Origin of the sequence: Clostridium sp. AF23-6LB (assembly GCF_003461085.1) — a bacterium.
In the GTDB taxonomy this organism is placed as follows: Bacteria; Bacillota; Clostridia; order Lachnospirales; family Lachnospiraceae; genus Coprococcus; species Coprococcus ammoniilyticus.
Window position 1 is genome coordinate 209,751 of record NZ_QTWK01000005.1, and the last position, 14,709, is coordinate 224,459.

Genomic DNA, 14,709 nt, shown 5'->3' on the forward strand with positions numbered 1-14,709 from the left:
CTGATTACTCCGAAAGGAGGGCAGCATAATGAACTGGAAGCAGCCTAAAGTATATGCAGTAAAACATAAGGATGAAATGACAAGAGCAGCTTCCAGATCAGGTGGTATTTTTACAGCTCTTTCGGATCAGGTTTTATCCAACGGTGGTGTGGTCTATGGTTGTGTTTTGACGGAAGAATTTGATGCCGTACATATTCGCACTGATAATGCGGAAGATCGTAATCGAATGCGAGGCTCAAAATATATCCAGAGTAAACTAGGTGATACATTTAAAAGTGTCAAAACAGATCTTGATGCTAAGAAAAGTGTACTTTTTTCTGGAACTTCCTGTCAGGTAGCAGGATTGAAAAAATACATTGGAAAAGAGTATGATAATTTGTTCTGCGTGGATATTGTCTGTCACGGAGTACCAAGCAAAAAAATATGGGAGGCATATCTGTGTTGGCAAGAGCAGAAAATGCACTCTAAAGTTGCAAGTGTGGACTTCCGAAATAAGAAAGACTTTGGATGGCATGATCATGTAGAAATACTTTGTTTTGAAAATGGAAAGTCTACGAGTAGTCGGGTATTCAAGGAACTTTTCTACGGGCATACCGTTCTGCGGCCGAGTTGCTATGAATGTCCCTATAAGTCTGTAATGCATCCAGGAGATATTACAATTGCAGATTACTGGGGATCGAGAAAGCCGCACCAGAGTTTGATGATAACAAGGGCGTTTCATTGGTGCTAGTAAATAATGAGGCTGGAGAAAAAATCTTTGAAAAAGTAAAAGAGAGACTGATCTGGAAGCAGACAAAGCTAGAGGACAGTATGCAGCCGCCTCTTAAAGCTCCATTTCCAAAACCAGATAATAGAGAGCAGTTCTGGAGTGACTTTGAAAATAAATCGTTTGAGTATGTTGCCAAGAAATACGGTGGCATCGGACTAAAAAATGATGCTAAGTTGCTTTTGAGAAAGATTAAGAGAAAAATTAAAAAGTTGGTGGTAAAAGGTGGAAAGAGAGATTCCAATATTATATAAAAGAAAAGAAGAATGCTGTGGATGTACGGCTTGTTATGCCATCTGTCCGAAAGAGGCTATTTCTATGGTCGAGGACGAAGAAGGCTTTGAATATCCACAAATTGATGAAAGTAAATGCGTGCGGTGCTACCAATGTATTAAAGTATGTCCGATAAAAGCGGAAAGAACGCAGTAAGGAGAGAATATGAACACAACATTACTTATCATGGCAGCCGGTATCGGCAGCCGCTTTGGAACAGGAATCAAGCAGTTGAAACCGGTCGATGCTTCTAATCACATCATCATGGACTACTCAATCCATGATGCGATGGAGGCTGGCTTCAATCATGTGGTATTTATCATCCGTAAGGATATCGAAAAGGAGTTCAAAGAGGTCATCGGTGAGCGCATTGCCTCCATTTGTTCCTCACACAATGTAACTGTAGACTACGCTTTCCAGGATATCAATGATATCCCGGGAACTCTGCCAGAAGGCCGGACAAAGCCGTGGATAATGACTTCTGCGGAGAAAGTGCGAAAGCTGTGAGATATGATTCTGACTTTATTTGGGAAGGTGAGCCGTGGCCAGAAGGGGAGTATATAATATCTGACAAGGATCGGAATGCTATGAAGTTGGAGAAACTTTATAATTTATAACGAGGAGAAGAAAAATGAATTTATCAAAAATACACCACATCGCAATCATCGTGTCTGACTATGAAGCCGCAAAGGATTTCTATGTGAACAAGCTGGGTTTTCCTATTATTAGAGAAAACTATCGCCCAGAGCGTAAAGACTGGAAGCTGGATCTGCGTGTCAATGAGCACACAGAACTGGAGATTTTCGCAGAGGAAAATCCGCCGAAGCGTGTGAACCGCCCGGAGGCTTGTGGCTTACGTCACCTTGCGTTCTGCGTTGATAGCGTGGAACAGACAGTGAATGAATTGGCAGAGGTAGGAATTGAATGTGAGTCGATTCGGGTTGACGATTATACCGGAAAGAAGATGACTTTCTTCCATGATCCGGATGGACTGCCGCTGGAGCTGCATGAATAATCATGGGAGAGAAAAGAGCGTATAAATCTCGGAAATCCGGCGGTGGCCGGAAGAAGCTGAAGCCGGAGTACGATGCCGGGAAGAATCTGAAAGAGCAGATGGATGCTGCTGTGGCTCTTTATGGGGAGAATTGTTCTCTCCAATCCATAGCAGATGCTATGAACTTAAATCCAATCAAAGTAAGAAAGCTGCTCATCACGGCCGGTGTGTATGAATCAGAAGTGGCGGAGAAGGTACAGGATACTTTTGAGGAGTATCGAGAAACACAAAGTTATAAAGAAGCAATCCTCTCAACTGCAAATACTCTTCAACTCTCCAAAGCCTCCGTTACCTCATACCTACCATATCAGAAAGGTGTATACTTCCCAAGTACTGCTGATAAAGAAAAAATTAGTGTTGGAGCAGAGCGGCGGCGGAGATACAGAGCAGTAAGAAAACTGAGATCAGAGCCAACAGATGAGCACCTGTGGGAGACGGTCTTGCTTTATTCTGGTGTGCGCTTTAAAACCTATTCCGGCTTACCCTTTTGAATATTCTCGTGCGATGAAATCGCACTTCCGGAAATCTGGAAATCAGATGTCCGGGAAGTGGAAATCATCGTATGCGAGTTTACTCGCGTAATGTTTTGTCTAAGCCATAAACCTCACGCATTGAGATGTCATGTTCGGCATCAATGCTTGTGATGTTGATGCGGTAACTGTCATGGGCAATGTGGTCAATGATTGCATCTGCCAGAGGACTGTCATCGCCACCCAGTTGGTCGTACCACTCCTCGAATTCATACTGGGAACAGAAAATCGTTGAAGATTTCTTGCGTCTCCGGTGGAGCAATTCGAAGATATCCCTTTGTTCTGAATCTGTTGGTTTCAACAGAAGCCATTCATCCAGAATCAGGACAACAGGATTGGCATACTTAGCCATGACTTTTTTGTAGTTGCCATCTGTCCGTGCCATCTCCAGGTCTATAAGCAGATCGGGCAGACGGACATATTTGGTATTGTAATACTGCTTACAAGCCTCCATGCCAAAGGCACAGGCCATGTAAGTTTTACCACAGCCTGTAGCGCCGGTAATAAAAAGATTCCGGTGTTCAGAGATATATTCGCAAGTGGCAAGTCTGTGAATCAGATCTTTGTTCAGCTTGCGTCCGGAAGTATAGTTGATATCTGTAAACGCTATTATAATAGTTGACCACTTTAGTCCATTTCGCTACTGAATAAGTTTACCACCTGGAATACATCCTGTAAGATTTTTATGTTCAAAATCTTACGAAGGAGACGAAAGGTGTGAAAGTAGAAATGGACATGTATTACCTTATCCGTTCCCATCACAATGACGGAATGTCGATCCGAACCATAGCCAAAACACTTGGCATATCCAGGCAGACAGTCACGAAGTATTGTGATGGAACTACTATCCCGGGTAATCGTAAAGAGTACCACAGGGATTCGACAATAATCACCGACGAGCCTCGTGAATTCATTCTCTCTTGTTTCAGAGAAGATGAACAGGAAGGTCTCGCAAAGCAGCGGCACACGGCAAAACGCATTTATGACCGTCTTGTCGCTGAGAAAGGATTCACCGGAGGTGAATCTACCATCCGAAAGGCTGTAAACGATCTTAGAAAAGAGCATTCCGTGCATCCACAGGCAGACATACCACTTGAGTATGATCCCGGAGATGCCATACAGATAGACTGGGGTGAATGCACTGTTTATCTAAATGGCACCAAGCAAAAGCTGTATAGTTTCTGCGGGCGCTTATGTTACAGCTGTGACATATTTGTCCAGTTGTTTTATACGCAGAACCTTGAATCGTTTCTAGAAGCCCAGCAGCGTATGTTTGATTACTTTGGCGGCGTACCCAATCGGCTGATCTCTGACAATGCCAAGGTTGCTGTCAGAGAAGGCTTTGGCAAACATGCTATAGCAACCGATGGCTACGCGGCATTTGCTGCTCACTATGCATTTCAGACTGATTTCTGCAACATAGCAAGCGGTAACGAAAAAGGTCTGGTCGAAAATCTGGTCGGTTATTCACGAAGAAATTTTATGGTGCCAGTCCCCAAAGCGAAGTCTCTTGAAGAGCTTAATGCAAAGCTCATAGAGGACTGCCTCAATTACCGCAAAACTCATAAAGTTCAGTCAAGAACGATAAGTGTTAATGAAGCATACCATGAGGAACAATTGTATCTTCATTCGGTTCCTGTATATAGGTATGATACAAGCCGTACTGCCACTCCTGAAGTAGGTGATTACTCTACAGTCAGGTTTGAAAAGAATAACTATTCAGTACCGGTAAGATATCTACGTCGCACAGTAACCGTAAAAGGATACGCAGATAAAGTCCTCATCATGTATAATGGCAAACTTATTGCAACACATGACAGGCTCTTCGGTTCAGGAAAAACTTCTTACCGTCTTGAACACTACATCGATCTGCTTGAACGCAAGCAAAGAAGCGTATTTCAGGCAAAACCAGTACGTGACATGGTTGCTGAAGAACTCATCGACTGGGGCAAAAAGCTTCCCGGCGGCAATTCCGAAATGGTTAAGCTTCTCAGACTGTGTGTGGATCATGGTGAAGAAAAAATCCTTGCGGTCAAACACAGCCTTCCATCAGGAATTATACCTACGGTTGACATCATCCGCACCCATCTTCATAAACCGGCGGAAACCAATCTCATTCACATGAGCAATGACATTGAAGTAGCTGACCCTGATCTCGTCAGATTTGATAAGAAATGTGGGGTGAGCTGATGGATGAATTAAAACAGCAGGCAATAGAGTTCTATTCCAAGCTCTTAAAACTGCCAACTTTCAAGCATTGCAACGATATAATACAGCGTCTGGATGATGGTGCCGGTTATGTAGATTTCCTGATCGAACTCATGAAAAATGAGTATGATACCAGACAGGCCGCAACAAGACAAAGACACATAAAAGCGGCTCATTTTCCATATCTAAAAACTTTTGATGAGCTTGATCTGCACAGATTTGAACACTTGGGTGAAGCTTATCTTAACGAACTGGCAACATGTGACTTTATCAAAAAACGTAAAAACATAGTTATGATCGGGAATCCCGGTACCGGCAAAACACATCTGTCCATTGCACTCGGCATCAAGGCCTGCAACCTGGGCATGAAGGTTAAATTCTACACTGCGGCAAATCTTGCTAACTCGCTGATTGAAGCTCAGGACAACCGAAGCCTCATGAAGCTTGAGCGTCAGCTGGATAAAGCCGAACTTCTTATAATTGACGAGCTCAGCTATCTGACATTCAATCTTCATCAGTCTGAGCTGTTATTCAAGATCATATCTGACCGGGCAGAGAGACAGAGTGTTATAGTATCAACCAATCTCAAGTTTTCTGAATGGACAACTATGTTTGAAAATAAAACAATGGTAGCTGCTCTGGTTGGTCGTCTGACATTTATGTCTCACGTACTCAACATGAACTCATCCAACCCTTATCGGGACGAGCATGCAGCTGTGATCACTTCAGGAAAGGAGGTCGTCTCAGATGAATGAATACCACTTTCTTGATGAAAACACAGAACTGACGAAGTCAGATCTGATCAGAAAATACAACAGGTTCATAGAAGATATCTGGCTCCTACAGCATACCGTAAGAGAACTGGATGACAACTATGAACTTATGCTTAATGCATACGAGAGTGTAGCTGATAAGCTTTACGGCTAACATCCGGGGGAATGTCAATTACCACGGGCATTCCCTTATATTTAAACCAAAGTGGTAAACTTTTTCAGTAGCAAATGGTAAACTTTTTCGTTAGCGGAGTGGTAAACTTTTTCGCTAGCGACTGGTAAACTTTTTCATTGACATTTACAATGCATTCCTGAATAATCGCAGTCCAGGTCTCTAACTGCTTTTCCCGAATAGCAAGTCGTGTTGCCATAATCTACCTCCCGAATATTTGGATTTTTCGCTCTTATTTTCCAACTAGTTGAGGTAATTATAAAAAAATTCGGGTAAGATGGATAGGTACCGGCTATGGAGCATTTACGTTCCGGCTTTTTACTTGATATGGAAAGCAACGGTTTGATGTCGAAAAATGTTGACTTTGCGTATGAATAGGAATAATATATAAAGTATAAATAATCGATTAAGGGGGAGATTTCTTTTATGTTTTTTGGGGCAGATCTAATTAAAATCCATGAAAATAATTAAAAAATAATTAATTATATGAGAAGGTACTATCTTATTGGTGTAATTTTGTTGTCTATTTCTATGTATTAGCGTATAGGTCAATTAGATGAAATATTATATTAGAGATTAATAGAAAGGAAACAGCACTTGGTAATAAAAGGAAAGTTGTTAGAGAGGTGTAATATAAATGAATTTGATAGATGGAATAAAGAAAATATTAGATCACAATGGAATATTATTTTTAGGATCCGGTTTTTCAACAGGAGGTAAAAATTTTAACGGCCAAAATATGAAAACAGGAGCGGAGTTATCTAGAGCAATATGTAGAAATTTAGGTATAAAAGAATCAGATAATTTATCAATATCATCCCAGAGATATATAGAGGATCCAAAATGTAAAAAGTCATTAGCGGAATTTATAGAGTTTTTATCTAAAGAATTAGTTTGTACAGAGATATCTCAAGATCAGAAAATAATAGCAAATTTACCGTGGAAAAGAATATATACTACAAATTACGATAATTCATTTGAGTTGGCAAGTGAAGAATGTGGTTATATAAGAAGTTCAATAACTATTACAAATAAGAGGTATAAACCAGGAAGGCAATTGGAACAAGCAATTGTACATATTAATGGAAGTATTTTAAATTTAAACGAGGAAAGCTTTTATGATGAATTTAAAATAACAGATGAGAATTATACAAAGGCCGGACTTTTGGAGAGTTCTTGGAAAAAAATGTTTGACAGTGATTTTATATCAGCAGAATGTATTTTTTTTATAGGATACTCGTTACAATATGATCAGGAATTAGTTCGACATATTGCCAATTTAGGAATAAAGCATAAATGTTTCTTTATTGATAGAGATTTTGATGATGATGATAAAGAATATATGATTTCAAGGTATGGAAGTTTAGAAAAAATTGGAGTAGATGGATTGGCAAAAAAAATATTAAAAGTAAAATCTACATATTTGCCGAATATTCAGATGCAAAAGTTATGTGGTTTTGAAAAAAGAGATCTTTCAACATATTATACTGAAAAGACATATACAAGTGTTGATGTATTAAAACTACTAATTGAGGGAAAATTAGTAACAGGATATATTAATCAAAAGAATTATTGCGTTTCCAGATATAAAATTGTTGAACAAATTGAAGGTTTATTAAAATATAAAAATATAGTAATTATTCAATCAAAGTTAGGTAATGGTAAAAGTATACTATTAGAATGTATTGCGAAACAGCTTGTTGCTAAGTATAATGTGTATTTTGTTAATAGTGTAGAGTATCTAATTGAGGATATGAATTATATTCAAACATGTTCGAATCGCCAAACAATTTTATTTTTAGATGATTATGGATATTATATTTCGTTATTAAAGGAATTAGGTAATGATTTCCCAGAAAATATAAAAATTATAATGACTTGTAGAACGTCTATTAATATTAATTTATACAGTGACTTAATAGAAAGATATAATTATGATCCAGAAAATATTGAAATAATAGATATCGATAGAATGAATGATTCAGATATAAATGAAGTTATAAAAATATTAAATAATAGTAGGCTTTGGGGAATTTATGATAGAGCAAATGATTCTCAAAAAAGAAAGCTATTAATTAATAAATATGATAGACAAATCTCAAAAGTATTTTACTTATTATTAGATTCTGAAGTTATAAAAAAAGATATAACGAATATTGTAGATAGCATTCAGAAAAAAGTTGGTTTGTTTGATTTTGTTTTAGCTCAGGCAATTAACAATATTTGCAATCTTAAATTTTCATATTCAGATATTCTTGAATATACAGAAATTTCAGATTCATTATTAAGAAGTTATATTGTTGATAAACATGTTCGTGAATTGTTAATTGTTTCAGATGATAAATTTACTTTAAGCTCTTCTATTTTTTCACAGTATATAGTAAGAGAAGGAAAAATGAAAAATCAAATGTTAGAGATGTTAAAAAAAATATATTATAAATGTTCACTTTTTGATGATGCGTATGGAAAGTATTATCAACAACGTCGTAATATGATATCTCGTTCCAATATTTCTTTATTATTGAATACTGAAGTGGAAGAGAAGTTGGGAAAATCGGATGAGGAGCTTATTCTAAACTATTATGATAATATTAAAAATTTACCAACAGCTTCCGAAAATCCATATTTCTGGTTACAATTTGGTATAACGGCTCTTAATTTGGATAATTATCAACAGGCATCTATTTATTTTGATAATGCATATACAAATGCACTAAAGATGAAAAATTTTGATACATTTCAAATAGATACACATAAAGCACGTTTATTATTATGCTCAGAAATGAATAAAAATTCTACGAATTCAAATGATGCTATGGAAACATTTTTTAAGGCACATGAGCTTTTATTACATAATAGTAATAAGGGAGAGAAAATGAGATATGTTCTACGACAAGTAGGGCGATATTACGAATATTATTCTTATTATTTATCAATTTTTAGTGAAGATGAAAAGAAAGATTTCATATCCAAAGCTTATGAAATGCGCAGCAGATTTGAAGGATATTTCTGTTCTTTGGGCAATCAAAAAGTGAGTATTGAAATTTGTCGGGCATATTTAAATTATAGAAAAATATTTGAAAAAACAGGGTATTTATTAAAGTTAAAAGAAACAGATAGATATTATAATGAAAAAGTATGTAATAATTACTTAATGGCCAAATAGAATAGAAAAAGCAGAATAAATGTAAACGCTCCATAGCCGGTACCTATCCATCTTACCCGAATTTTTTTATAATTACCTTAACTAGTTGGAAAATAAGAGCGAAAAATCCAAATATTCGGGAGGTGGATTATGGCAACACGACTTGTTATTCGGGAAAAGCAGTTAGAGACCTGGACTGCGATTGTTCAGGAATGCAGGGACAGCGGTATGAAAACAGAGGACTGGCTTGCTGAAAATAACATATCAAAGGATCAGTATTACTACTGGTTCAAGCAGCTGAGACTTGCGGCGTGCATGCAGGCCTCTGGTCCTCAACCAGAATTGCCAGTTGAAACCGAGAAGCAGCAGATAGTCAAATTTGAATGCGCCAATTATCAGAATGACTTTGATTCGTACAGCAATTCAAAGATAAGGATAGACCGCGGCAGCATACACATAGAGATCGATGGCGGTGCTGCTCCCGCAGTGATCCGCTCCATCATGGAGGTCTTTGTAGATACTGAATGATGCAGTTGGTTTTTCTGAAATATACATAGTATGTGGCAGAACAGATCTGAGGTATGGTATAGACAGCCTTGCCGGAGTCCTCAGATCCCTTGGCATGTCAAATAATGTTGACTTTGCATATGAATAGGGATAATATATAAAATATAAGTAATCGAATAAAAGGGGGGATTTCTTTTATGCCTTTTGAGAGGCAGATCTAATTAAAATCCATGAAGTGAAGTAAGTATATAGATATATTAAATAATAAAGTCATTTATTGTTTTATTTAGAATTTGGTTGAGTTGTATGAAGGTGACACTTAAAGGCAAAAGAATCGTTAAATGTATTGAGGTTGACGGAGGAGCATTAATGAGAGCTGGAATATTGACGTATATGTGGGTTCAGATGGGATTCCCTACGGGTGTGGTTGGGGTTCGTAGCCGGATGACTACATGAAATAAACAATCAAAGGACAGATATGACTTAAGATAAATGGAATGACACCTAGAGGCCATACCTCTGAACCCCACATAATTAAGTTAGCTATATAAGGATATAATAAGGATATAATAAGGATGAATGAAAGAGAAAATAAAATAATCACAGATAAAGATTATTCATCGGCACAGTACAGACAAATATTACGCATTAGTCAAATGACTATGGATAATGAATTAAGGCGTGAAGACAGTTTGTTAATACAGGCAAGTCATATGCAGACTGCATTCGCATTTACTACAGCAGCGATTTTTACAGTGTTGCCAGTATGCATAGAATATAAAGGGGCACTGCCGTATGTATTCTTTTATGTTTGGATCGCAATTATCATTTCATTTATGTTGGCTAGTCTTGTGTGTGCTTCTATGGCTCAATGGCGCTTTAAAACTAAAACATATGAATCTGTAGAAAATATAGAATCTGCTATTTTGGATGATCTGCAGTGGAAGAAGTATGTGCAAGATGCATATTGTGATGCACAGATAGTGAAAATGTTGCAAGACATATATGCTAAGAACAATGGAATAAATGAGAAAAGAGTAAAGTTTATAATTGCATCAATGGTGTGTTTTTCCTCAGCATTGATTAGTATTTTGCTATGTTTCGTTCATGCAACAGTTTTATTATGGTAATAAATGAAAGGAGAATTGTTATGTGTGAAAAGAATAAAGAATTAGAAGGTAGTAATCCGGCAAAGAAAGTAACTCCGACACCAATTCCCGTAAAGGATACTAGAAGTGATGGGAAAAAGTATAGATTTATTCTCGATAAAGAGAATCAGAGAGATGTTTGAAAAAAATAATATTGGGAGTCAGCTATGCTTGATGGCTAATAGAAATTGGACATGAAATTTTTGGAATTATGTAACATATAATATAAATGGCATATTAACGACATGGTACTACAGAATTTATTCTTTGGGCAATGCTCAGGAAAGGAGGTAGCACCACATGAGAGAAAAACTCAATGTCGTTCTTGATTGGTTTGAAATAGCAGCTACTATCATATCTATAGTAGTTCCTGCTACTCGCAAAGTGGCAGATTTATTAGAGCCTAACAAGGCAGAATAATTTCTGCAAATAGCCAGGGCATGCGGTCTATACTGTATGCCTTTTTTTGTATGTAGGAATAAAATCAAGGTTTTTGTTGAACATGCACTAAAAAGAATAGAGAGGTGTTATATGAAGATGTTATATGAATCTGCGATAGCAGATATGATAAGGTTATTAGATAAAACAGTAGATGATTTTTCCATGGCAAATGATATTTCTGGAGTAACTCCATTGTTTTGCATATCTAACAAACAGTTTCTTTTGATGAAAACAGTTGATTATTTTAGTAATTATCAAGTACTTAATGGGTGTCGTCAACTTTGCATTGATATGTGTGAACAGATGAAACTCCCAATAAAAATAATTGCAGGAGATGAAGATGTAGATTTTATCTTAGAAGTGGATGATAAATCGATAGGAGTTTTGCTTTCATTTAAACCCAATTTTATGCCAAATGTCTCTGATGAACTAATGTATGCCATTGAAAAATTGATGGTTGTTGTTTTACAAGACTCAGTGGATGGGCAAGTACAATTTTATAAACCTAATAGTTATAAATACCGAAATTATAAATATAAGGAGCGTGTAGAGCAGATTGTAGTAAAACAATTTTTGGAAATGTTAGGTAGAGATGATTATGATGACTTTAAAGAATGTGTTGGACAATATAATTATAATGCAGAGCAAAAGTTGGGAATTACTGTATCTGCAATTCCAACAAAAAAGGCAGTAGAAAAGCATAGGGCAATGATACAGAAAGAATTGTTGAGCTATTTTTATAAAAAAGAGCTTCAAACAATTTTTGATGAGAAAGAGATTATGAATATGAAAGAAAGGTTTGAGAAGAATTATGTAGTTTTAATCAGTAATGCCAATTTTTCAAAAAGCCTTATTAGTTCTGAATGGTATTATACTTTGCAGGTAAAAACGGATGCGGGAATTGAACAAACAGCTATTGTAGCGGGTTATTTAAAATCAATAGAACAATTGTTATTTTCTATTTTACTTGTACTAAGTGAAAATGAAAATAATAAATTTATGTTCTATGCTAACCAAGAAGGCAGGGAAAAAACAGGACAAAAAAAATTACCATTAAACTATGCAAATCAGAAACTGGTTCTTACAATGGCAAAAAATATTTTAAAAGTGATAGAAGGAAACAAAAAATTTGTTTTACATAGAACAGAAATGACAGATAGAGTAATTGGATACTTGGAACAGTATGTTGAGAAAACAAGAAATGCGTATATGCATAAGGATAATTTGTATGACTGGAGTGACATACGAATTATTAGAACAAAGACATACGCTGCATATTTTATGATACTCGGAACGTTTTTTATTGATGTGGAAAAACTGTTGGATATAAATGATTAAAATATAATGCAATATTTTTATATCAGATCAACAAAGAAAGCGCCATATCATTAAGCTAATTATTTAATAATGTAAAATCCTAATTTCTTCTCTATACTGGAAAGAATGGAGTAAGTTATAGTTTGTGTGTTAAGAACAGTAAATATATTAGGCATTAGGTACCAGATGATACGGTTGCTCTTTTAGAAAAGGTAGGACATTTTGTAGGAGATTTCCATAAATGGGTCGGCACATATATTGATTGGTTCCTATGTTAGTGGACACGTGTTTTTCAATTTTGTGGTATTGACATTTTGTTTAGTATTTTATGCAGTTGTAACGAAAATATTTGAATTATGCTAGGGTGGTATTGATAATTTGTATGTGTATATTGAGATTACCAGAAGGGGGGAGATACAAAATGATTATAAAATTTTCAATGGATCAAATAACAAATATAGATGTACTCTATACGTGGACACATGTTTTTTCAAATGAGGTTGCTTGTGATGTAACGGAAGAACATTATCATGGTGATGCTTATTGTAAACAGATTGTTGCAGATACATTAACAGTGCTAAAGTGGGGAATTCAAACGTATCTTGGTTCATCGGAGCGTATTGCAAATGAGACCTTTGATATTTGTACAGATGAAGGAGCAAAATATCATATTGAATTTGGGATTAATACATATGAAAGAAAAGCTGCAAGATTAGAATGTACCATTACTGCCCCGGAAACGGAAGGTTATGATCAGAAGCTTGAAGAACTAAAAATAGCATTAAAGAACAGGCTCATCCAGGACTGGAAAGTTTGTACCTGGTTAGTCGATATGCAATCAGCGTATCTCTGTAAAGAGGCATATGAAAGAGCATTTATTGTTGAGAATAATCTCCGTGCATTTGCCAGTAAGGTATTGATTCATTTTATGGGAATTGACTGGCTTAATAGTACCGGATTAGAAAAAGAGGCAGAGTCGGTAAAAAATTTGAAGCAGAAATTTATTAAACGTGTACCGGAATTTGAGAATATAAATGCGGACTTTCTTTCAATGACACTGGAAACATTGGAAAAAGTAATGTTTGAAAGAAAAGTATATAAGGATACGATTGTATTAGATAAAAGCCAGTATGCAAAAGTTTTAGAGATAGCAGAAAATGGTAAAAATGCCAATAATGTAGCAGAATTTATTAAGTCGAACCGTACAGTAGAAAAAGATATATGGAACAACTTATTTGTGCCATATATTGAAAATCCGGAGCAACTCAAGCAGGCGATACATAATTTTACAGAGGATAGAAATCATGTTGCACATAGCAAGGTTCTGTCTTGGAGTTCTTATCAGATCATATTGGGTGATTTTGATAAAATGGATGGTTTTATTCGTCAGGCAGATGCTGAATTTGAAAGCAAAGTAACATCAGATGAAGTATTGGAGACCTGGGATGCAATACAGGAAGAAGAACGGAATGAGAGGGAATATTTTCGTGAGCGTATAGTAAATGAAGCAGGTGTTGATATCCTTGATGCGGATGAGATAAAAAGTTGGTTCGATGAAGTTATTTATGGTTTATATAGTGAGATTTATCAACGGTATCATTTGGATGTATGCTATGAAATATCTGATTACCAGACTATAACGGATAATGGGATTTGTTTTACCATTGTATCTCCGGTATTAGAAGATAATTCACTTCGTGTAGATGTTACTTCTGAATATTCGTAAACGGTACCTATCCATCTTACCCGAATTTTTTTATAATTACCTCAACTAGTTGGAAAATAAGAGCGAAAAATCCAAATATTCGGGAGGTAGATTATGGCAACACGACTTGCTATTCGGGAAAAGCAGTTAGAGACTTGGACTGCGATTATTCAGGAATGCAGGAACAGCGGTATGAAAACAAAGGACTGGCTTGCTGAAAATAACATATCAAAGGATCAGTATTACTACTGGTTCAAGCAGCTGAGACTTGCGGCGTGCATGCAGTCCTCTGGTCCTCAACCAAAATTGCCAGTTGAATCGGAGAAGCCACAGATAGTCAAGTTGGAATGCGCTGATTATCAGAATAACTTTGATTCATGCAGCAATTCAAGAATAAGGATAAACCGCGGTAGCATACACATAGAGATCGATGGCGGTGCTGCTCCCGCAGTGATCCGCTCCATCATGGAGGCCCTTGTAGATGCTGAATGATGCAGTTGGTTTTTCTGAAATAAACATAGTATGTGGCAGAACAGATCTGAGGTATGGTATAGACAGCTTTGCCGGAGTTCTCAGATCCCTTGACATGCATCCGGACTTTTTTCATATATCACGATTTGTGTAAACGGTCTTCAGACTATAAATAACCAAACAGGGGGACAAGGCTAAT

The 14,709-nt window shown here is 36.5% G+C and carries 17 protein-coding genes and 2 pseudogenes; 17 read left to right on the top strand and 2 right to left on the bottom strand.

What is annotated here, in order from left to right; translation table 11 throughout:
- Positions 1-28: 28 nt before the first annotated feature.
- From DWY07_RS12370 to DWY07_RS12390, 6 genes and pseudogenes are all read left to right on the top strand, one after another.
- A complete protein-coding gene (locus tag DWY07_RS12370) occupies positions 29-730 on the top strand; it encodes a Coenzyme F420 hydrogenase/dehydrogenase, beta subunit C-terminal domain (protein WP_226801071.1) in 702 nt (233 codons plus the stop codon).
- Positions 724-1,020, top strand: coding sequence for a hypothetical protein (locus DWY07_RS13490; protein ID WP_226801072.1), 297 nt, complete (start codon positions 724-726; stop codon positions 1,018-1,020). Before DWY07_RS12370 ends, DWY07_RS13490 begins: the two co-directional genes overlap by 7 nt.
- Entirely contained in the window at positions 992-1,195 is a 204-nt protein-coding gene (locus tag DWY07_RS12375) for a 4Fe-4S binding protein (protein ID WP_117823437.1), read from the top strand. Before DWY07_RS13490 ends, DWY07_RS12375 begins: the two co-directional genes overlap by 29 nt.
- A gap of 9 nt (positions 1,196-1,204) precedes the next feature.
- Positions 1,205-1,510, top strand: a pseudogene (locus DWY07_RS12380) (nucleotidyltransferase); the annotation flags it as partial.
- A 160-nt stretch (positions 1,511-1,670) separates the two neighbouring features.
- Positions 1,671-2,054 (top strand): VOC family protein, encoded by a 384-nt coding sequence (locus DWY07_RS12385; protein WP_117823439.1) that lies wholly within the window; start codon positions 1,671-1,673, stop codon positions 2,052-2,054.
- 2 nt (positions 2,055-2,056) lie between these two features.
- Positions 2,057-2,584, top strand: a complete 528-nt coding sequence (locus DWY07_RS12390; protein WP_117823441.1) for a hypothetical protein — start codon at positions 2,057-2,059, stop codon at positions 2,582-2,584.
- 79 nt (positions 2,585-2,663) lie between these two features.
- Here the strand turns inward: DWY07_RS12390 and DWY07_RS12395 are convergent.
- Positions 2,664-3,221 (bottom strand): annotated as a pseudogene (locus tag DWY07_RS12395) (ATP-binding protein); the annotation flags it as partial.
- 119 nt (positions 3,222-3,340) lie between these two features.
- On the opposite strand from DWY07_RS12395, the gene istA reads away from it, so the two are divergent.
- From istA to DWY07_RS12410, 3 genes are read left to right on the top strand one after another with little or no spacing between them, the layout of a single operon-like run.
- Entirely contained in the window at positions 3,341-4,813 is a 1,473-nt protein-coding gene (gene istA, locus DWY07_RS12400; protein WP_117823443.1) for an IS21 family transposase, read from the top strand.
- On the top strand, positions 4,813-5,586 hold the full coding sequence (gene istB / locus DWY07_RS12405) for an IS21-like element helper ATPase IstB (RefSeq protein WP_117823446.1): 774 nt from the start codon (positions 4,813-4,815) through the stop codon (positions 5,584-5,586). Before istA ends, istB begins: the two co-directional genes overlap by 1 nt.
- Positions 5,579-5,758 carry a hypothetical protein gene (locus tag DWY07_RS12410; RefSeq protein WP_117823448.1) on the top strand — a complete coding sequence of 60 codons (180 nt, stop codon included), beginning with the start codon at positions 5,579-5,581 and terminating at the stop codon, positions 5,756-5,758. The genes istB and DWY07_RS12410 overlap by 8 nt, the downstream gene beginning before the upstream one ends.
- Before the next feature lie 64 nt (positions 5,759-5,822).
- On the opposite strand, the gene DWY07_RS13250 is transcribed toward DWY07_RS12410, so the two are convergent.
- Positions 5,823-5,975 (bottom strand): hypothetical protein, encoded by a 153-nt coding sequence (locus tag DWY07_RS13250; protein WP_173783846.1) that lies wholly within the window; start codon positions 5,973-5,975, stop codon positions 5,823-5,825.
- A 438-nt stretch (positions 5,976-6,413) separates the two neighbouring features.
- On the opposite strand from DWY07_RS13250, the gene DWY07_RS12415 reads away from it, so the two are divergent.
- From DWY07_RS12415 to DWY07_RS13260, 8 genes are all read left to right on the top strand, one after another.
- Positions 6,414-8,942 (top strand): SIR2 family protein, encoded by a 2,529-nt coding sequence (locus DWY07_RS12415; RefSeq protein ID WP_117823450.1) that lies wholly within the window; start codon positions 6,414-6,416, stop codon positions 8,940-8,942.
- 129 nt (positions 8,943-9,071) lie between these two features.
- On the top strand, positions 9,072-9,449 hold the full coding sequence (locus DWY07_RS12420; RefSeq protein WP_117823452.1) for a hypothetical protein: 378 nt from the start codon (positions 9,072-9,074) through the stop codon (positions 9,447-9,449).
- Positions 9,450-10,003: 554 nt separating this feature from the next.
- Positions 10,004-10,558 carry a hypothetical protein gene (locus DWY07_RS12425; RefSeq protein WP_117823454.1) on the top strand — a complete coding sequence of 185 codons (555 nt, stop codon included), beginning with the start codon at positions 10,004-10,006 and terminating at the stop codon, positions 10,556-10,558.
- Between the two features lie 20 nt (positions 10,559-10,578).
- On the top strand, positions 10,579-10,719 hold the full coding sequence (locus tag DWY07_RS13255) for a hypothetical protein (protein WP_173783847.1): 141 nt from the start codon (positions 10,579-10,581) through the stop codon (positions 10,717-10,719).
- A 388-nt stretch (positions 10,720-11,107) separates the two neighbouring features.
- A complete protein-coding gene (locus DWY07_RS12430) occupies positions 11,108-12,355 on the top strand; it encodes a hypothetical protein (RefSeq protein WP_117823456.1) in 1,248 nt (415 codons plus the stop codon).
- Positions 12,356-12,755: 400 nt separating this feature from the next.
- Positions 12,756-14,060 (top strand): hypothetical protein, encoded by a 1,305-nt coding sequence (locus tag DWY07_RS12435; protein ID WP_117823458.1) that lies wholly within the window; start codon positions 12,756-12,758, stop codon positions 14,058-14,060.
- 93 nt (positions 14,061-14,153) lie between these two features.
- A complete protein-coding gene (locus DWY07_RS12440; RefSeq protein ID WP_117823460.1) occupies positions 14,154-14,531 on the top strand; it encodes a hypothetical protein in 378 nt (125 codons plus the stop codon).
- Entirely contained in the window at positions 14,521-14,664 is a 144-nt protein-coding gene (locus DWY07_RS13260; RefSeq protein WP_173783848.1) for a hypothetical protein, read from the top strand. The genes DWY07_RS12440 and DWY07_RS13260 overlap by 11 nt, the downstream gene beginning before the upstream one ends.
- The last annotated feature ends 45 nt before the right edge of the window (positions 14,665-14,709 follow it).